Source organism: Marinifilum fragile, assembly GCF_963677365.1.
Taxonomy (GTDB): domain Bacteria; phylum Bacteroidota; class Bacteroidia; order Bacteroidales; family Marinifilaceae; genus Marinifilum; species Marinifilum fragile.
In genome coordinates this window covers 642423-662078 of sequence record NZ_OY781962.1, presented here as the reverse complement: position 1 = coordinate 662078, position 19656 = coordinate 642423, and the positions used below count along the sequence as shown (strand labels likewise).

Below are 19656 nucleotides of genomic sequence, written 5' to 3'. Positions count from 1 at the left end.
CCGATGTTACACATTGTATTTTTTTGCAATCAACCATTGACTTCTATTTAACTCACCTCAATATTCTTTACGGACTAAGACTTTATTTTTACTGACGAATAAGTTGAAATTATTGATTAAAATTCATAGATTGATAATTTTGAAGTATATTTATATCGAAAAACTTAAAGAAAACTTTTCTTGATTTTGAGAAAAATTTATTGCCTATGGCAAATTTACGCCACATATTATTCTATTTCTCTTCTAAGATTTCGATCATCTTTGTTGTGTTAATTTTGCCATTTTTTGTACTTGCCCAGAACAGTGGTAATAACGAAACCCTTGATGCGGTTAGAATTATAGCTAACTATGAAGCCTTGTACTGCTCAGCAACCAATGGAAGAGTTCTGCCTACACAAGAAATAAATCTTTCAATTGAAGGACCTAAGGATAAAAAGTGGTTTGCCAGTTACTCAATAAACAATAGTCCTGCAATAATTCTTAATGGTAACAAAGCAATTGAGTTTTCTGAATATGATTTTTCCCTATCGCTAAGAAACTTAAGTGGTACGATTCAAGATTACACTATAGAATTAAGAGAAGCCTGGTTAGAAGATTTAACCCCTCTGAATATTCCTGAAGATTCCCGCTCTGCCACAATTCAAATATTACCTTTACCAGGCCCAGAATTCAATGATTACTTTCCAAAAGTAAAAACTGGTTCAACCTTGAATTATAGCGCACGGATTGGTAAAAACTCTGCATACCAAGTTATATTACCCGAAGGAGCAATATTACAAGAGAATAACACTAACGTTAAAACCGATTCAAAAGATATTAATTTAAGAATAGAATGGCCTAAAAATGAAGGCACAGGCATTCTCAAATTAATTGAAACAGATATTATGGGTTGTAACAGCGACACTGTATATGCAGGCATTGAATTTGTAAACAGTTTTAAGGTTGATTTGGGTGAAACCAAAAACATTTGTCTAGGAGAATCCTGCGAATTGAATCCAGAAATGGATTTACTTTCTAATTATTCTTTTCAATGGGACAATGGAGAAACAAGTAAATCCATCCATGTTAGCGAACCGGGCATATATAAATTGATTGTTACCGATTTAACTGACCAACAAAAAATAAGTGCATCGGTAGAAGTTAAAGTTCAAAACTCTCCCCAAATACTTATTGATGATTTGGTGGTACTTCAAAATCAAGAGCATAAAATTGACATTTATGAGGAAAATTGCACTTACCTATGGTCCGATGGTTCCACCAATAGTTCAATTATTCTTTCTGAAAGTGGGAAATATTCGGTTACCAAAACCTCAGAATATGGCTGTTCCAGTACTAAAGAGTTTACAGCTAAACTTCAAGATGAGATTTTTACAATTGAATTACCTGAAATTATTCACCTGTGTGGCAATGAAAAGATGTTGCTTAGTCCAAGCTTGTCAATGGATCAGGAATATCGATACAAATGGAGTACGGGAGCTAATGAATCTGAAATAACAATAGAAACGGGTGGAAAATATTCAGTTACTGTAACAGATCCTGATGGTTTTGAAAAAACAGCAAGTACTATTATTCAATATCACCCTAACCCAATTGTAGATTTAGGTCCTGATTTGGTTCTTTGGGAAGGCGAAACTGCCACTTTGGATGCAAAAAATTCTGGATCCAGTTACACTTGGAGCAATGGAGAAACAAGCCAAACAATAGTGGCCAACACAGGAGGAATATTTGTTGTAGAGGTTTCTAATCAGTATGGATGTTCAAATAAAGATACATTATTTATCGATTATAAACATGGCCAAAAGTTTGGTGTCTTTCTTGGCGAAGACCAAAGCATTTGCGAAGGCGATTCAACATTTGTCACTGTAAATCTTGAAGGAAATCCAGCTCCCCCTCTAACTTATCGTTGGAGTGGAATAAATTGTGACGCACCAGAAACTTACCTAAAGAAGCAGGGGCAATTTTGCCTGGAAGTTACAGATGCGAATGGCAATACAGAATCTGATTGTATTGAAATAACCACTAAGGAAGTTCCTGTTGTGGATTTGGGACAGGATTTGATTTCATATCCTGATAAAGGAATAGATTTGGATGCAGGCATACCAAATTGCTATTACACATGGTCAACCGGCGAGATTACACAAAAAATATCGATTAACAAACCAGGAGAATACTGGGTAGAAGTTAGAAATGAACACAACTGTACAGCTCAAGATACAATAGCTATAGAATTTCTTGAAGATTATCCATTTGTCGGTCTACCAAAAGCATTTTCTCCAAATGGCGATGGTCATAATGATAAGTTATTCATTTACGGCAAAGATATCAAAGAGGCAATACTGGTAATATACAATCGTTTGGGACAGAAAATATTCGAAACCAATAGTGTCAATATCGGTTGGGATGGATCATACAAAGGGGAGTTACAAGATATTGACGTATACATTTATGTGTTAGAAGTAACTTATCTTGATGGCAAAAAAATGCTAAAGAAAGGCAATGTTGCTTTACTTCGTTAATTTCCTAAAAATGATTTTATAATTCTAATTAAGTTGTGTAAATTAGGTCATCTCTAACCTTACACAAACTTTATGCTTGTTGCAAAAAATCTATCAAAATCTTACAAAGAAATTAAGGCCCTTACCAATATAAACCTTACCATTCAAAAAGGTGAATTATATGGTATGCTTGGACCCAATGGAGCGGGTAAAACCACTACAATTAGTATTTTAAGTTCACTACTCAAACCTGATGAAGGCGAAATCTTCTACGAAGAAAAATCATTATATCAAAACCTAGCGGAATGCAAAAAGTTGATTGGTGTTGTCCCTCAAGAAATTGCTCTATACGAAGATTTAACAGCCTCTGAGAATCTTAATTTCTGGGGTACCATGTACGGAATCAAAGGTAATCAGCTCCAAAACAAATGTGATGAATTATTAGAATTCCTTGGACTTTCCGATAGAAAAAATCACAAGGTTAAAACCTATTCCGGAGGCATGAAGCGAAGAATTAATATTGCCGCAGCTTTACTTCACGATCCAAAAATCGTATTTATGGATGAACCTACTGTAGGTATCGACCCACAAAGTAGAAATTTGATTTTTGAAGTCATTGAAGAACTCCATTCTCGTGGTTTAACCATGATCTATACCACTCATTATATGGAAGAAGCAGAGCGTTTGTGCGATAGAATTGGAATTATTGATGAAGGAAGAATCATTGCAGAAGGAAGTTTGGATGAGTTGAAGACCAATTCTTCCATAAAAGAAGAAATTCATTTAAAATATTCCAATCCCAATAAAAATGGATTGAATCAATTAATTGATCGATACAAGGGACAACTTCTAGTGAATAAGGATCATATAATTCTATCCTCATCACAGGCTAATGCAGAATTGCCAGAGTTAATTCATCTGTGTTCTCAATCAGAACTTCTGCTTGATAAGATAGACATCAGAAGTCTGAGCTTAGAAAGTATTTTTCTTGAGTTAACTGGTAAATCATTACGCGACTAATCTCTTTCCATTCTAAAACCTAGCAAAATGTTTACAATCGCAATAAAAGATATCAAGCAATATTTTAAAGATAAAACTGCAGTATTTCTATCCCTTCTCTTACCTATCGCATTAATTACAATTTTCGCATTGATGTATGGTGGCATAGGAAAATCGGAGAAATCGAGACCTGTTAATTTACTATTTACAGACCAAGACAAAACTGATCTTTCACAAGAAGTTTTCTCAACCTTAGATGCTGAAGAAGGTCTAAAGTTAGAGCCTAAAACCTATCAAGAAGCCGAAACCTTAATTAAAAAAGGAAAAAGAACTGCTGTTTTGGTATTGTACAAAGGATTTCAGGATTCTGTTGAATCTGGTAAAAAAATACCCATGGAATTGTTTTATGATGAAGCCAAAGAGATAGAAATGGGATTATTACAGCAAGCTTTATGGTCGAATCTTTTTGGAATAACCATGAAGAAAGGCATAAAAGGCAAAGTAAATACATGGATTAAAGATAAAAATCCAGACTTATCGGATTCTGAACTAGAAGATATACAAGCCCAGGTAGCAGAACAGTTTGACGGCTTCAATAATTCGGAGGAACAGTCTGAAATTGAAGAGAATTCGGAACTTCCAATGACAGCACTTGTTGGTGAAAAGAAAAATGGAAACCTTGGATTGGTGCAAGCCATTGCAGGTATAGCAATCATGATGCTGCTATTTAGTGTATCCGCCAGTGGAGCCTCCTTGTTAAAAGAAAAGGAAGATGGTACATTTCGTCGTTTATTAATTGCTCCTATTAGTCCTTCTGGAATTTTGTATGGGAAAATGCTGTCAACCCTTTTCATGGCAGTATTGCAACTAACCGTAATGTTTCTTTATTCCTGGTTGGCATTAGGTTTAGATATTTTCATTAACCTGCCAGCTCTTATTCTAATGATTCTTTGTGCAGCCATCGCTTGCTCGAGTTTCGGAATATTTATGGCATCGGTATGTAAAAGTAGAAAACAAGTAGAAAGTTTATCAACTCTTATTATTCTTGTGATTTCAGCTATAGGCGGAAGTATGATGCCTCTTTTCTTTATGCCAGCAATCATGAAAAAACTGGCGGTAATTTCAGTAAACTACTGGGCCATGGAAGGTTTTTTTGATATCTTCTGGAGGCAACTACCTCTTATCGACATTTTGCCAAAGATGATTGTTCTACTGGGAATTGGTGCCCTCCTTACCACCATTTCGGTAATCAGTTTTAGAAGAAATTTATTGAAAATGGTATAAAAGTTAATGAGTAATGGAGATTTTCGTGACTAAGTATATCTTATTATAGACAATTCAGAGCTTGGTCCTCATTCACCAGAAAAGGACAAAATCCTCTTTTATTTTTTGAAGATTGCTTGGAAACCCGTATCATTGAGAAAATAATAATTGGAACAACAAAATGCTATTTCAACAACTCTCTCAATCACCAGTTTTTAGAGGAATTACTCCGGAAGAAATGGAATCTCTGTTGCTGGGTGCTCAGTATAAAATCAGGAAATATTCAAAAGGTGACATGGTTGCCTTTCGTGAAGATCGTTGTGAACATTTAATGATCGTAATGAAAGGCAGTGTGAAAGGAGAAATGCTCGATCCATCGGGAAAGAGTATAAAAATTGAGGATATTATGGCGCCCTATCCCATTGCTTCCGCCTTTTTATTCGGACAAAGAAATCAGTTTCCAGTAAATGTAACAGCGAATGAAGATGTGGAAATCTTCACTTTGGCAAAAGAGTCGGTTGTTGATTTGTTTCAAAAGAATAAAGTATTCCTTATCAACTATTTGAATCTAATTTCAAATCGAAGTCAGTTCCTGGCCAATAAACTGATGTTTTTAAATTTTAAAACCATTAAAGGTAAATTGGCTAATTACATTTTAAAATTGGCTGCCCCGGACAAGGTACAAGTTACCTTGCCAAAATCTCAATCAGAAATGGCACAGTTTTTTGGCGTAACCCGGCCATCCTTTGCCAGAAGTTTAAAAGAAATGGAACAAGAAGGATTAATAGAAACTCATAGGAGAGATATCAAAATCCTAAATAGGCAACAACTTATCCGACTTCTTCAACAATAGATCATTTTTTTTCAAGAACATGTTGTTTTCTGATTTAAGAAAAAAATTAATTCTTAATTTTGTGCCCTGAAAACAAGGCTTCTCTTTATTTGTTTTTAAATAAGAGAATTGCTTCGTCTTTCAACCTTTTTGATTCTCGAAACAATACAATTATCAAAAAGATTTTAAAGTCTGAAAATGCAAAATATTTCAAAACAATAAGAAATGCACAATAAGAACAACATTACTGAGAAAATTTATTGGGTAGGAACAAATGACCGTAGAACCCACATTTTTGAGAACTACTGGCCATTGCCAAAGGGTGTTGCTTATAACTCATATGTAATTGTAGATGAGAAGGTAGCCATTGTTGACACTGTTGAAAAAGGTACAATGGATGAATACCTTGACAATATTGAGGAAGTACTTGATGGTCGTAAAGCGGATTACCTAATTGTGAATCATATGGAACCTGATCACTCTGGTTCTATTCGTTCTTTGGTGGAGCGCTATCCAGAAATGAAAATTGTAGGAAACAAAAAAACCTTCCCTATGTTGGAACGTTTTTATGGTGTTAAAGACAATTTAATGGAAGTTCGCGAAGGTGATAGTATCGATTTGGGTGAACACAAATTAAACTTCTACATGGTTCCAATGTTACACTGGCCAGAAACTATGGTAACATTCGAATCGAACAATGGAATTCTTTTCTCTGGTGATGCTTTTGGTGCTTTCGGTACTCTTGATGGTGGCATTTTCGATGATGAGCTTGATTTGGATTATCTAGAAGAAGAAATTAGCCGTTACTATTCAAATATTGTTGGTAAATACGGTCGTCCAACTCAAAATGCACTGCAGAAACTAGGTGGCTTGGAAATCAAAATGATCTGTGCAACTCACGGTCCTATCTGGAGAACTCACATTGCTGATATTGTTGCCAAATACGATAAGTGGAGCCAGTACAAAACGGATGAAGGATGTGTAATCGTTTATTCTTCAATGTACGGTAATACTGAAAAAATGGCTGATAACATTGCTCGTCATTTGGTAAGAAAAGGAATCAAGAAAATCCGTATTCACGATTCATCTAAAACTCACCCTTCTTACATCATCAATGATATTTTCAGATATCGTGGAGTAATTTTGGGTAGTTGCGCATACAATGGTGATGTTTTCCCAACAATGGAAACTTTGATCAACGAATTAGAGCACATGGGAGTTAAAGATCATGTACTTGGTGTATTCGGTTCTAAATCGTGGGGAGGCGGTGGCCTTAAACGTTTGAATAAATTTGCTGAAAACATTAAATGGGAAACCATCGAAGTTACTCCTGAAGCATTATGTGCTCCCGGACAAGAAGATTTCGACCAATGTGAAGCTCTTGCAGATGGTATGGCAAAACGATTGAAAGAATTATATTCGTAAGTAAATCAATACCAAATATATAAAACTCCTCCAACTTTTGGGGGAGTTTTTTTGTATTATAACTGTGGTTGATAAATAAAACCTACTTGCAGTCGCATTGAATTGTAATTGTCAGAAATATCAATCGTTGAACTTATTTCTGCAAACATGTACCTTCTTATTTTAAATCGGACACCAAGCGTTGGTACAAACCATGCATTATAATTGAGAAACTTTTGTTTTTCATCATTTCTATAATCAACGTATTCATCTTCCGAGGGGTTTAATGCTTGATCAATAAGTGACAACAAATCCGTTCCAACACCCAAGAAAGGCTGTACATCACCTTTTATCACATAATACTTTATATGCAACAACCAAAGGAATTGTTGATTATTGAAATCAACTCGATCGGCTTTGGAATCATTTAAAATTTCATCCCAAAACCTTAAATTAAATTCTGTTCCAAAGTAAAACTTTCCATCATTCCACCCCATATTCAGACTGTAAACCTGACCAAACCTGGCTATTTTTCTTGTATTCCCTATTGTCCAGTTCGGTCCTGCATGAAAGCCAATTTCAAACTCTGTTATCAAATCTAGATCCACTTTACTTTTACTCGTACTTTTTGAATATTGATAATATTTCTCTTGCGATTTGGATGTTAGCCAGCAAAATATTAATGGAACCAATAGAAAACTAATTTTTTGAAAAAACATACTATTAATGAATTAAAAAACAATACCTACTTGTAATCTTGTATAACTATAATTTCTGGACAAATCTGCACTTAAGCCTACATTACCACTTAAATCTTTGCCCATTTTCCATCTTAAACCGAAACTTGGAACAAACCATGTATTATAATTCTTTTCTTCCTCATAGTAACTGGAATAATAACCGTCTTCTTCCTCATCTTCCGCTGTTAATATGGCTTCACCAAAACTTATCAAATCTGTTCCGCAACCGATATATGGCTGAACATTTCCTTCGCCTAAAAACAGTTTGGTTTGCACCAACCACAGAAAGTTAGTTTCATTAAAATTCAAGTCTTTAGCTTCATGAATTTCCTGGTAATCTTTCCAACTGGTAATACTAAACTCCGTTCCAAAATATACCCTACCATTGTTAGCCCCAAGATTCATGCTAAAGGAACTTCCTCGTCTTGCAAAGTCCTTTGTGTCACCTGAAGTCCATGCTGGTCCATAATGGAATCCCAGCTCAAAATTATCTCCTTTTGATTCCACTTTTCCAGATTGGTCGGTTAAGTGTTTGGCTGTTTTTGGTCTATCGTAGGAATGATAAACATGTTGTGCCATTAAAAAATTGCTTGTCAATAAGACAATCAGTAAGGTTGATAAGATTTTGTTTTTCATGATTATAGTTTATTGCTAAACCAATTTAATCATGCAATCCCCCACCTATCATTTTTGTTTTTTATGATTTTTTAACAATTGATTATAAAGACAAAAAAAGCCAGTACAAAATGTACTGGCTTTATCTTATATGCTTAAGATATTATTTCAATTTCTCAATAGCAGATTTAATTCTTCGAATTGCTTCTGCCATTTGCTCCTCGCTTGTTGCATAAGATAATCGCAAACATTCAGGAGCACCAAAAGCTTCTCCTGTTACGGTTGCAACATTCGCTGATTCCAACAAATACAAACTCAAATCGGTGGCAGTATTTATGGTAATATTGCCATTCGATTTTCCAAAAATCTGGTTTACCTGAGGAAATAGGTAAAAAGCACCTTTCGGCTCGCGAATTTCAAAACCTGGCACTTCTTTTAATTGTGTCAATGCCAAATCTCTTCTCTTCTTAAATGCCTTTCTCATGGATACAACACTAGATTGATCACCATCCAATGCTGATACAGAAGCCATTTGTGCAATCGAAGATGCACCTGACGTCATCTGTCCTTGTAACTTCCCACATGCTTTTGCAATCCATAATGGAGCCGCAATATAGCCAATCCTCCAACCTGTCATTGCATATCCTTTAGAAACACCATTGATCACAACAACACGGTCTTTCATGTCAGCAAATTGGGCCATGCTTTCATGTGTGCCAACATAGTTAATGTGCTCATAAATTTCATCAGATAATACTACAATATCTGGATGTTTTACGAAAACATCAGCTAAAGCTCTTAATTCTTCTTTTGAATAAAGACTGCCTGTTGGATTACTTGGAGAACTGAATAAAAAAGCCTTTGTTTTGGGTGTAATTGCCTTTTCTAACTGTTCTGGTGTAATTTTAAAGTCCTGATCAATGCTTGCCGGAATAAAAACACATTTGCCTTCGGCAAGTTTTACAATTTCGCTGTAGCTTACCCAAAATGGCGAAGGAATGATTACCTCATCTCCTTTGTTCACAATGCTCATCATGGCATTGACAATTGACTGTTTCGCTCCGTTTGATACTACAATCTGATCTACTGTGTAATCTAATCCATTCTCACGTTTTAACTTATTTACAACAGCCTGACGCAACTCAAGAAACCCAGGAACTGGCGAGTAATGCGAATAATTATCATCAATTGCCTTCTGCGCTGCTTTCTTGATATGATCAGGGGTGTCAAAATCAGGTTCGCCAACACTCAGGTTAATCACATCGATTCCCTGAGCTTTCATTTCTCTACTTTTCTGTGACATTGCCAGCGTTGGAGATAATTCCATCGCTGCAATACGGTCCGAAACTTTCAACATTCTAAATTTAATTTAGGGATTTAAAAATTTGGTTAATACTTTTGTTAAAATAATGTCCCCCTGTAAACAAAATATAGTGGTTTACAAAATTTTGCTTACTGCATGTAAAGATACTGTTTTTAAACATACAGGGGATGTACTGAAATCGAAAAATTAAACTAAAACCTAAAAAAATGACAGGTATTCTTGAGATAAGTAAATACATATTGCCATCCTTGGTCGTTTTTGCAACGACATACTTTGTTATAAAAGCATTTTTTAAAAGAGATGAACAAAAAAGAAAACAAGAAATCTTTTTAAACAATCAAAAAAGAATCACTCCCATTCGATTACAAGCCTATGAGAGATTAATTATTTTTTTAGAACGAATTCATCCTGAATCATTAATTGTAAGAGAAAATGTTATTGGAATGAACAATCAGCAGTTGCAGCAAAAGTTGATTTCTGCAATTAGAACAGAATTTGAACACAATTTATCACAACAAATGTATATTTCTGGCGAACTGTGGAAACAAATAAAAGCCGCAAAGGAAAACATCATTCAGCTTATCAATTCCGAAGCATCACAATTGATAACAACTGACTCCTCTCTTGGATTGAGTAAAGCCATAATTGAATCACATATGCAGATTCAGAACGCGGAAATTGATAAAGCCATAGCCTCTTTAAAAAATGAAGTGAGTACAATTTGGAAGTAAGTCATTGATATATAATGAATAGTTCATGAAAAACATTTCCACATGAACAAATTTACGCATTCACTAAAAATTCCCTATTTTTGCGGAACTTTTTCTAAAAAATTTGAGCAATGATTTCATTTGACGATATCAAACTAAGTAAGCAAATTAGAATGGCTTTGGATGAAGCCGGATTTGAAAAACCTACAGAAATTCAACACCAGGTATTTTCTCCTGTTCGTTCGGGAAAAGATATCATTGGTATTGCACAAACTGGTACAGGTAAAACTTTGGCTTACTTGATGCCAATATTGATGAAATTGAACTATGCAAAAGGAATGGATCCAAGAGCATTGATCGTTGTTCCTACCAGAGAGTTGGTATTACAGGTATGTGAAACTATTGAATTGTTGACTCCATACATGGATATTCGTACATTGGGCGTTTATGGTGGTGTAAATATCAATACTCAGAAAGAAAAGGTTTATGAAGGTGTAGATATTTTGGTTGCAACTCCTGGTCGTTTGATGGACATTTACATGACAAGAGTTTTGAAAATGTCTCAAGTTAGAACTTTGGTGATCGACGAAGCTGACAAAATGATGGATCTTGGATTTATGCCTCAATTGAATGCCATCTTTGATATCTTGCCAGAAAAACATCAAAATCTGTTGTTCTCTGCAACCTTTTCAGATACAGTTGCAAAAATGTCAGATGATTTCTTGTTCATGCCAGAAAGAATTGAAGTTGCTCCGCAGGCAACAACCGTAAAGAACATACATCAAATTCAATATCATGTTCCTAATATTTTGAGTAAGGTAAACTTGTTAAAATACCTTTTAGAAGACAAAGAGGAGTTTAACAAGGTGATGGTTTTTACCGAAACCAAGAAAAATGCAGACAGAATTGTTGACAGATTGGAAGCTATTCTAGGAGAAGAGCTAAGTGTAATTCACTCCAACAAAGCTCAAAACACTCGTATTAATGCTTTGAATGCATTTAAAGAAGGTCGAGCAAGAGTAATGGTTTCTTCGGATGTGGCAGCCCGTGGTATTGATATCGAAAATGTGAGTCATGTAATCAATTTTGATATTCCTACCAATTATGTGGAGTATGTTCACCGTGTAGGTAGAACAGGTCGTGCAGAGAAAGAAGGAACCGCAATTAGCTTCGTAAACGAAGGCGAAGAGGAATTGATGGAAAAAATCGAAGATTTGATTCGCAAACCTGTTTCTTTGGAATCCGTTCCTTTGGATGTTGAAATCACTTCACAACTTTTGGAAGATGAGAAAATCCAAACTCGCAATGTAAAGGTTAAGAATACTGTAAGAAGAGATACTGGAGCTTTCCATCAGAAAAAAGCCAAAAACATGAAAACGCCTTCGGGTTCGAAAGGCAGACAAAAGGCTATGGAAAACAAGAAGCGAAATCAGAAAAAAAGAAATAAATTAAAAAAGAAATAAAGAAAGCCCCGATTGGGGCTTTTATTTTATATATGATTCAGGTCATTACTTGATCATCTGAACGCTACGCTTCACGAATTTAGCAAGCTCCTCTCCCTTTAGCATGTTGTTGGCCAACAATGCAAGGTCGATCAATTGTTTAACCAATTGGCTGTCTTTACCAAACTCTTTCAACAAGCCTTCTTTCTCAGCATGTACTTCGGTAATTTGCTTCTGAACATCAGCCATTTTATCCTTTTCTTCCTGAGGAACTTCATCTTCTTTCTTGTCTTTCTTCAGAGCTTCCAAAGCATCTCTCTCTTCAAAAAGTGGAGTCAGTTTCGCTGAAACTTCAGTAAGCTTATCGCTTAACTTCGCATCTTTGTCTTTCAAAATGGTTCCTACCAATTCGTGATCGGTATTTACCACCAAATTGTATGAATCTGGCAATTCACCATAGAATCCCATTCCAGCATTCATGGCAGCCATATCTTTCATACGACGCATAAACTCAGCCTGAGTAATCATTAATGGTTGTGCTTCCTCTCCTAAGGATTCGAAAGTTACCATATAGTTCACACCTTCGGTTGGCAATTGCGAGTTGAATACTGGAATCAAATCAGTTTTTTCTTCTTCTGATAATTTCGATTCTTTCACTTCATCTTTTTGAATCAACTTGTCCACAATATCAGAATCTACACGAACATATTTCTTGTTGGTATCTTTCTGCTCCAAGTGGTTGATGATGTGATTATCCAACTGGCTATCCATCAACAACACATCATATCCTTTTGCTTTGGCAGCCTCGATATATGAGAATTGAGCATCCTTATCGGTTGCATACAAATTGATGATATTGTTGTCTTTATCAGTTTGATTTTCCTTGATGATTGCTTCGTACTCTTCCAAAGTGAAATACTTTCCTTCGGTATTTTTGATTAGGAAGAATTTATTCGCTCTGTCGAAAAATTTCTCTTCAGTCAACATACCGTACTGAACGAATAAACGAAGATCATCCCATTTGTTTTCAAACTCAGTACGATCTTTCTTGAAGATATCCATTAAGCTATCAGCAACTTTTTTGGTAATGTGATTCGAAATTTTCTTCACATTTCCATCCGACTGCAGGTATGAACGAGATACATTCAATGGAATATCTGGTGAATCAATTACACCATGTAATAAAGTCAAGAATTCAGGAACAATTCCTTCTACTGAATCAGTTACGAAAACCTGGTTGCAATACAACTGGATTTTGTTCTTCTGAATTTCTACACTATTCTTGATTTTTGGGAAGTAAAGAATACCAGTTAGGTTGAAAGGATAATCAACATTCAGATGAATGTGAAACAATGGATCCTCGCCCATTGGGTACAACTGACGATAGAAACTGCTGTAATCTTCTTCTTTCAAATCAGCAGGCTTCTTGGTCCAAGCCGGATTAGTGTCATTGATTACATTATCCTCATCGGTTTCCACCTGCTTGCCATCTTTCCAATCTTTTTTCTTCCCAAAGGCAATCTCAATTGGTAAGAATTTACAGTACTTGTTCAGCAATTCCTGAATGCGACTTTCTTCCAAGAAACCTTTCTCTTCTTCAGAAATATGCATTACAATGTCGGTACCTCTTTCTGCCTTCTCAACTTCTTCTAAAGTATACTCTGGATTCCCTTCACAACTCCATTTTACCGCTTTTGATCCTTCTTTGTGCGAAAGAGTTACGATATCAACCTTATCTGATACCATAAATGAAGAATAGAACCCTAAACCAAAGTGACCGATGATTGCATTCGCCTGATCTTTGTATTTATCTAGGAATTCCTCAGCTCCAGAGAATGCAATTTGATTGATATATTTTTCGATCTCTTCTTGAGTCATACCAATTCCACGGTCTGAAATGGTAATGGTTTTAGCTTCTTTATCAATGTTCACACGAACAGTTAGGTCACCCAATTCTCCTTTGAATTCACCAGTTGAAGCCAAAGTTTTCAACTTTTGTGTTGCATCAACTGCATTTGAAACAATCTCTCTCAAAAAGATATCATGATCTGAATACAAGAATTTCTTAATTATCGGAAACAGATCGTTACTGGTAACACCAATTTTTCCTGTTGACATAGTTATATTGTTTTTAAAGATTAATTTTCAATTTTACTCTTGCCTTTGGTCAAAGCCTGTGCCATTACAATAATTATGACATTAAGACAGAAAAGGTGAAAAAAATGCAGAATTCTGTCAGCTTTGCCTAATAAAAACGTGCAAAAACTTCATTTTCTCCTCCATTCCAATATGTAAATCGAAAATTTAACCTCAAACTTATAATACATTTAACATTTTCATACTTTTATATCCATTATTGACACAATGTAAAAAGGCTATGGCAGAAAATCAAAACATAATCATCTCTATAAAAAACCTAGAGAAGAGTTATAAAAATGGAAGATCAGAAAACAAAGTTTTAAAAGGCATTAACCTGGAAATTAAACCAGGACAAATCATTGGATACATTGGCCCCAATGGTGCAGGAAAATCGACCACAGTAAAAGTTCTTTGTGGATTGCTTCAAGATTTCGAGGGTGAAGTCAACATTTTGGGGATGAATTTGCGAGAGGAATCTACCAATATCAAAAGAAAAATTGGATACATACCTGAAAATGCTGCATTGTACGAAACATTAACGCCGAGAGAATACCTAAGGTTTGTAGGTGAACTGCATGGTATGCCAATTCAAGAGATTGATACGAAAACAGAAAAGCTGCTTGATCTTTTTGACATGAAAGCACATGCCGATGAAAGATTGAATTCTTTTTCCAAAGGAATGCGTCAAAAAATTCTGATCATTTCAGGTTTAATTCACAATCCGGAAATCATATTCATGGATGAGCCTCTTTCTGGTTTGGATGCCAATTCTGTGATCATTGTAAAAGAAATTCTGACACAATTGGCCAAGGAAGGCAAAACCATTTTCTACAGTTCGCACATTATGGATGTAGTTGAGAAAATTTCAGATAGAATTATCCTGATTAATAATGGGAATGTAGTTGCCGATGGAAGTTTCGAAGAATTAAACTCGGAAGCCAGCAAAGGTTCATTGGAATCCTTATTTACCGAACTTACGGGTACTTCAGGACATAGCAAGAAAGCAGAAGAAATTATTAATGTATTTGAAAACTAGAATTCGCTATGATTAAATACATTTTACTCCCTTTTAAAGGTTTGATCACACTAATGGGTGTTGATTTTCATCAGCTCAACATTATACTTTCTGCAAAATTAAAAATGGATAACCGTAGAAGTTTATCCTTGTCTCAGAAAGGGAAAAACTCCAGTCATCAATTGCTTTTTCAAACATTCATTTACGGATTCCTAGGTACTTTAATCGGAATTCTGGTTATGTCTATAAAAGATCCAATGGTAAGCTACACCTTTTTCTTTGCATACATCATGATCATGATTGCCATGTTAATGATATCGGAGTTTACCAATGTTTTGATCGACACAAGAGACAATAGCATTTTAATGTCGCGGCCAATAAACAGCAGAACCATTGTATTGACAAAAATTCTGCACATCGCATTTTACATGTTGCACATGAGTTTTTCGCTGTCACTCTTTGTTATTGTAGCTACATTAATTAATCATGGATTTGTTGCCATGTTGGCATTACTCATTCTTATTGTATTGGCAGCATTGTTTACCCTATTTCTTACAAATATTTTCTATCTGGGCTTAATGAATGTGGTAAATGGACAAAAACTGAAAGACATCATCGTATATTTTCAAGTAGTCATGGCCATAATGTTTATGGGAGGGTATCAATTAATTCCCCGCATGATAGGCATATACGACATCACAAACATACATATCCCAATTCATTGGTGGTCATATTTTGTTCCTCCCCTATGGATGAGTGCCAGTATGGATGCATACATTTCAAGTATTTATAACACATCTCACCTAATCTTTTTCCTTTGTGCCGTATTGGTACCTATACTTAGTTTGGTTTTTGTTGTAAAGGTTTTGGCTCCAAGGTTTAACAAAGCACTTGCACAACTTGATGTTGCCAGTAGTAAAGACAAAAAGGTGGTTAAAGAGAAAAGTGAAAACAAAGGTTTTATTTCCAAACTGAGTAGAATATGTACCAATAATAGAGTTGAATCTACTGCATTTAAAATGGCATGGATGATGAGCGGTCGCGAGCGCAAGTTCAAACAAACCGTATATCCTTCTTTTGGTTACATCTTTATTTTCATCCTGATATTTGCTTTCAAATCGGAGGAGGCATTTGATATGGAAAACTTGGCCAACAGTAATAAATACTTGTGGTTTATCTATACAACAATTTTCATTTCTTTCAGCATCACTCAGCAATTGGGCTATAGCGATCAAGACAAATCAAGTTGGTTCTACCAGATTTTGCCTATAGAAAAACCTGGCGAAATTCTCTTGGGATCATTTAAATCGGTAATGATTAAGTATTTTACCCCTGCATTTGCAGTAATCTCTGCCATAGCCTTGTCAATTTGGGGAATACAACTTATCGATGATTTAATTTATGGCTTTCTTTCTGTTTGCCTTGTATCATCATTAATGCAATCGTGGAGCGATCCTATTTTGCCATTCTCAAAAGAAAGAGTTACGCAAGATGCTGGAGGCAATTTTGCAAAAGGAATGCTGTTAATGATATCCACAGCTGCTATTGGATTTCTTCATTATGGATTAAGTTTATTGCCTTTTGGGGTTATTATCGCTTCTCCCATAGTACTTTTGTTATTATACTTTCAGCTCAGAAGTTTCAGAAAAATAAGCTGGAATAAAATCATAAATTAATCGTAAAAAGCTGTTTCGCATGAAGCAGCTTTTTTTTACCTACCATGCTGTTAAAAAAACATAAAACTTCTTAAAGCGTTTAATAAAAAAACATACTTTTCATAAATTCACACTTTCCAATACAAATCCTATTGTTCACAATACAACAATTGAATATGTAACAAAAATAAATACAAAGCCGTCACACACTTATTAAACAAAGCCAAACATGACAAAAATTTACACTATCATTCTCTTCTTCCTGATTTCTTTATCGGGATATGCTCAGAAAATTAGCGGTAAGATCACAGATTTAGATGGAAAACCCATTCCTTTTGCCAACATCTACATCAAGGAATTGGCAACCGGTACCACATCCAATATCGATGGGGAGTATTATATGGATCTTGCAAAAGGAACATGGAATTTACATTACAGGTACCTCGGATATCAGACCAAAGAAGTTGTTGTTAACATGACAGAAAATGACCTGAACATGGACGTTGCCCTGGCTCCTCAAACCTACCAGCTTAAAGAAGTTAAGGTGCTGGCCAGCGGTGAAGATCCTGCTTACTATGTAATGCGTAAAGCCATTGCAATGGGCGATTATTACACCAAGCAGGTTAGCGAATACAACAATATGGTTTACCTGAAAGGATCGGGAAAAGTAACCAGCGTACCCAGATTGTTTAAAAAGAAACTGGCAGAAGAAGGCATTACGGAAGGAAAAACTTTCGTAACTGAAAACATTTCGAAAATTCATTTCGAATTGCCTGATAAGGTAAAAGAAGAGGTGATCTCGATACGATCATCTGGTTTGGGCGAGCAAGCCGATCCTATGCAGTTTATTACTGCCAACTTGTACAACACCAAAGATGACGGATTCATCTCTCCGCTCGATAAAACAGCTTTTGCAGTGTACCGCTTCGAACTTGAATCGGTTTTTGAAGATCAAGGGCGAATGATCAACAAAATTAAGGTTACACCCAAAAGAAAAGGGAAAGATTTGTTTCGTGGTTACATTAATATTGCCGAAAACTATTGGAACATTCACTCAGCTGATTTAAAATTGAATTTACCAATGACCGATGTACACATGCACCAATTGTATGCTCCGGTAAAAGAAGAAGTTTGGATGCCCGTAAGTTTCGATTTCAACATCCAATTTAAAGGCATGGGATTCGGATTGGAAGGCATGTATGTTGCCTCTATTAAGGATTATCAGATTACTCTAAATCCTGATTTGGACCATGACTATTTGAAAAAACTTGACATCTCGAAAAAGCAGGAAGAGGCACAAGTGGCAGAATTAGGCAATCAGGAATCCAAAGTCTTGTCAGTAAAAGAACAAAAGCGCAAGCAAGAAATTCAAACGCTTCTGGAGAAGGATGACATGAGCAATTCCGAAATGCGCAAATTGGCTCGCCTAATGGAAAAGGACACCGAAAAACCTAAAAAGGAAAAGGTACGCGAACCATTGGAAATCAAAATTGAAAAGGTAAAAATGGCCAAGGATGCCAAAGACAAAGACTCCTTGTACTGGGCCGAAATGCGTCCGATTCCTTTATCGGAAGATGAAAAAATCAGTTTCGAGAAAAAGGACTCCATGGAAATCGTTCGTAACACTCCTGAATACAAGGATTCAGTGCGTATGGCCAATCGAAAGTTTAAATTCAACCACCTGCTTTTTGGTAAAACCTACAAATACAAGGAATCAAACTCAAGTTTCACTACTCCCGGATTGTTAAGTTTCGATAAGGTATCATACAATACCGTTCAGGGATTTACTTTTAATGCACCATTTCGATATACCAAATCCGACACTTTGGGTCATTACTTCACTTTAAGTCCGGAATTCACCTATGCATTTTCGAGAGAACATCTCGATTATTCCTTAAGCACATATTATCGTTACAACGGATTAAAACGATCGTACATTGGTTTTGGTTTGGGAAGCAAAGCTATCGATTTTAATGGAAAAACGGGAATCGATCCACTTCTGAATGCCATGAGTTCATTGTATTTTAAGGATAATTACATGAAATTGTACGATAAAAACTTTATAAACATTTGGCACAATACCGACCTTGCAAATGGCTTAAGATTATCTGCCAGTGTTGAATATGCCAATCGCAAACAATTGTACAATAACAACTCCTGGTACATTTCCGATCCTGATGATAATGAATATACCATCAACATCCCTGAAGGAGTTGATCCTTTATTGGTGCAAGACAACAAGGCATTTAGTGTCGAAGCAAATTTGGAATACACGCCACGACATAGATATTCTATCACAAAAGGTGTAAAACGAATGACCTGGTATCACAATCAACCAACATTCGGCTTAAGATACAAACAAGCCATTAAAGATGTTTTCGATTCGGAAGCCGATTACTCTTTGCTCGAAGCCTCGATTAAACAGCAGTTTGAAACCGGATTTAATGATAGATTATCCTATAACGTGAAAGCCGGAAGCTTTCTAACAAGTGATAACATGCACTTTTCGGATTTTAAACACTTTAATACCAGCAAACCTACAGTAATGTTGGGCGGTGGTTTAAACACCTTCCGTTTGTTGGATTATTATCAGCATTCAACCACCGAAGATTACCTTGAGGCTCACCTGCAATATGAGTCTGACCGATTCTTACTGAAACGATTGCCAATTTTGAACAATTCATTGGCCATTCAGGAAAGAGTTTTTGCCAACTACCTAACTCACGAAAACAAGAAAAACTATTGGGAAGTGGGTTACGGATTGTCACAAATCTTCCTATTTATGGATGTTGAAGTTGTGTGGAGCTTTGATGGCAAACATCACAGAGATACTGGCGTAAAATTGAAGTTTAATTTTTAAAAACAATTCTCAAATATCATTGAATAAACCTGTCAGTCTCGATATTTATCAGGGCTGACAGGTTTTCTTTTATGCCACACCGTACAGACGTAGCATGCTACGTCTCTACTACCAAAACAAAAAAGAGCCCTTGCCATTAGCAAAAGCTTTTTGTGTTCCTTTG

The 19656-nt window shown here is 35.7% G+C and carries 14 protein-coding genes; 10 read left to right on the top strand and 4 right to left on the bottom strand.

Translation table 11 applies throughout. The features are described 5' to 3' along the window. The first annotated feature begins 206 nt into the window (after positions 1–206). From ACKPCA_RS02355 to ACKPCA_RS02335, 5 genes are all read left to right on the top strand, one after another. Positions 207–2516: a T9SS type B sorting domain-containing protein gene (locus ACKPCA_RS02355; protein WP_321281139.1), complete on the top strand. Its 2310-nt coding sequence runs from the start codon at positions 207–209 to the stop codon at positions 2514–2516. A gap of 72 nt (positions 2517–2588) precedes the next feature. Continuing rightward, positions 2589–3515, top strand: coding sequence for an ABC transporter ATP-binding protein (locus ACKPCA_RS02350; RefSeq protein WP_321281138.1), 927 nt, complete (start codon positions 2589–2591; stop codon positions 3513–3515). 27 nt (positions 3516–3542) lie between these two features. Beyond that, positions 3543–4778, top strand: coding sequence for an ABC transporter permease (locus tag ACKPCA_RS02345; protein WP_321281137.1), 1236 nt, complete (start codon positions 3543–3545; stop codon positions 4776–4778). Between the two features lie 160 nt (positions 4779–4938). Then, a complete protein-coding gene (locus ACKPCA_RS02340; RefSeq protein ID WP_321281135.1) occupies positions 4939–5610 on the top strand; it encodes a Crp/Fnr family transcriptional regulator in 672 nt (223 codons plus the stop codon). A 204-nt stretch (positions 5611–5814) separates the two neighbouring features. Further along, positions 5815–7014: an FprA family A-type flavoprotein gene (locus ACKPCA_RS02335; protein ID WP_054717851.1), complete on the top strand. Its 1200-nt coding sequence runs from the start codon at positions 5815–5817 to the stop codon at positions 7012–7014. 56 nt (positions 7015–7070) lie between these two features. Here the strand turns inward: ACKPCA_RS02335 and ACKPCA_RS02330 are convergent, their stop codons facing one another. The 3 genes from ACKPCA_RS02330 to ACKPCA_RS02320 form a co-directional block, all read right to left on the bottom strand. Then, positions 7071–7712 (bottom strand): hypothetical protein, encoded by a 642-nt coding sequence (locus tag ACKPCA_RS02330; RefSeq protein ID WP_321281134.1) that lies wholly within the window; start codon positions 7710–7712, stop codon positions 7071–7073. A 12-nt stretch (positions 7713–7724) separates the two neighbouring features. Next, positions 7725–8369, bottom strand: coding sequence for a hypothetical protein (locus ACKPCA_RS02325; RefSeq protein WP_321281133.1), 645 nt, complete (start codon positions 8367–8369; stop codon positions 7725–7727). 142 nt (positions 8370–8511) lie between these two features. Beyond that, positions 8512–9705, bottom strand: coding sequence for a pyridoxal phosphate-dependent aminotransferase (locus ACKPCA_RS02320; RefSeq protein ID WP_321281132.1), 1194 nt, complete (start codon positions 9703–9705; stop codon positions 8512–8514). A gap of 173 nt (positions 9706–9878) precedes the next feature. Between ACKPCA_RS02320 and ACKPCA_RS02315 the strand changes: the two genes are divergently transcribed. Together ACKPCA_RS02315 and ACKPCA_RS02310 are read left to right on the top strand one after the other, a co-directional pair. After that, entirely contained in the window at positions 9879–10403 is a 525-nt protein-coding gene (locus tag ACKPCA_RS02315; protein WP_321281131.1) for a DUF7935 family protein, read from the top strand. A gap of 110 nt (positions 10404–10513) precedes the next feature. Continuing rightward, positions 10514–11845, top strand: coding sequence for a DEAD/DEAH box helicase (locus tag ACKPCA_RS02310; protein WP_321281129.1), 1332 nt, complete (start codon positions 10514–10516; stop codon positions 11843–11845). 45 nt (positions 11846–11890) lie between these two features. Here ACKPCA_RS02310 and htpG read toward each other — a convergent pair whose 3' ends face one another. Continuing rightward, positions 11891–13942, bottom strand: coding sequence for a molecular chaperone HtpG (gene htpG / locus ACKPCA_RS02305; protein WP_321281127.1), 2052 nt, complete (start codon positions 13940–13942; stop codon positions 11891–11893). Between the two features lie 259 nt (positions 13943–14201). Between htpG and ACKPCA_RS02300 the strand changes: the two genes are divergently transcribed. The 3 genes from ACKPCA_RS02300 to ACKPCA_RS02290 all read left to right on the top strand — a co-directional run bounded on the left by ACKPCA_RS02300 (position 14202) and on the right by ACKPCA_RS02290 (position 19493). Continuing rightward, positions 14202–14999, top strand: a complete 798-nt coding sequence (locus tag ACKPCA_RS02300) for an ABC transporter ATP-binding protein (protein ID WP_321281125.1) — start codon at positions 14202–14204, stop codon at positions 14997–14999. An 8-nt stretch (positions 15000–15007) separates the two neighbouring features. Next, positions 15008–16654: a hypothetical protein gene (locus ACKPCA_RS02295; RefSeq protein ID WP_321281123.1), complete on the top strand. Its 1647-nt coding sequence runs from the start codon at positions 15008–15010 to the stop codon at positions 16652–16654. A 208-nt stretch (positions 16655–16862) separates the two neighbouring features. Beyond that, positions 16863–19493 (top strand): DUF5686 and carboxypeptidase regulatory-like domain-containing protein, encoded by a 2631-nt coding sequence (locus ACKPCA_RS02290; protein WP_321281122.1) that lies wholly within the window; start codon positions 16863–16865, stop codon positions 19491–19493. Positions 19494–19656: the final 163 nt, after the last annotated feature.

What these genes read in the sequence shown, in the direction of transcription:
- ACKPCA_RS02290 (WP_321281122.1), top strand. Translation starts at nt 16,863, where the DNA reads ATGACAAAAATTTACACTATCATTCTCTTCTTCCTGATTTCTTTATCG.
- ACKPCA_RS02355 (WP_321281139.1), top strand. Translation starts at nt 207, where the DNA reads ATGGCAAATTTACGCCACATATTATTCTATTTCTCTTCTAAGATTTCG.
- ACKPCA_RS02300 (WP_321281125.1), top strand. Translation starts at nt 14,202, where the DNA reads ATGGCAGAAAATCAAAACATAATCATCTCTATAAAAAACCTAGAGAAG.
- ACKPCA_RS02325 (WP_321281133.1), bottom strand. Translation starts at nt 8,369, where the DNA reads ATGAAAAACAAAATCTTATCAACCTTACTGATTGTCTTATTGACAAGC.
- ACKPCA_RS02295 (WP_321281123.1), top strand. Translation starts at nt 15,008, where the DNA reads ATGATTAAATACATTTTACTCCCTTTTAAAGGTTTGATCACACTAATG.
- ACKPCA_RS02330 (WP_321281134.1), bottom strand. Translation starts at nt 7,712, where the DNA reads ATGTTTTTTCAAAAAATTAGTTTTCTATTGGTTCCATTAATATTTTGC.
- ACKPCA_RS02335 (WP_054717851.1), top strand. Translation starts at nt 5,815, where the DNA reads ATGCACAATAAGAACAACATTACTGAGAAAATTTATTGGGTAGGAACA.
- ACKPCA_RS02320 (WP_321281132.1), bottom strand. Translation starts at nt 9,705, where the DNA reads ATGTTGAAAGTTTCGGACCGTATTGCAGCGATGGAATTATCTCCAACG.
- htpG (WP_321281127.1), bottom strand. Translation starts at nt 13,942, where the DNA reads ATGTCAACAGGAAAAATTGGTGTTACCAGTAACGATCTGTTTCCGATA.
- ACKPCA_RS02345 (WP_321281137.1), top strand. Translation starts at nt 3,543, where the DNA reads ATGTTTACAATCGCAATAAAAGATATCAAGCAATATTTTAAAGATAAA.
- ACKPCA_RS02315 (WP_321281131.1), top strand. Translation starts at nt 9,879, where the DNA reads ATGACAGGTATTCTTGAGATAAGTAAATACATATTGCCATCCTTGGTC.
- ACKPCA_RS02340 (WP_321281135.1), top strand. Translation starts at nt 4,939, where the DNA reads ATGCTATTTCAACAACTCTCTCAATCACCAGTTTTTAGAGGAATTACT.
- ACKPCA_RS02350 (WP_321281138.1), top strand. Translation starts at nt 2,589, where the DNA reads ATGCTTGTTGCAAAAAATCTATCAAAATCTTACAAAGAAATTAAGGCC.
- ACKPCA_RS02310 (WP_321281129.1), top strand. Translation starts at nt 10,514, where the DNA reads ATGATTTCATTTGACGATATCAAACTAAGTAAGCAAATTAGAATGGCT.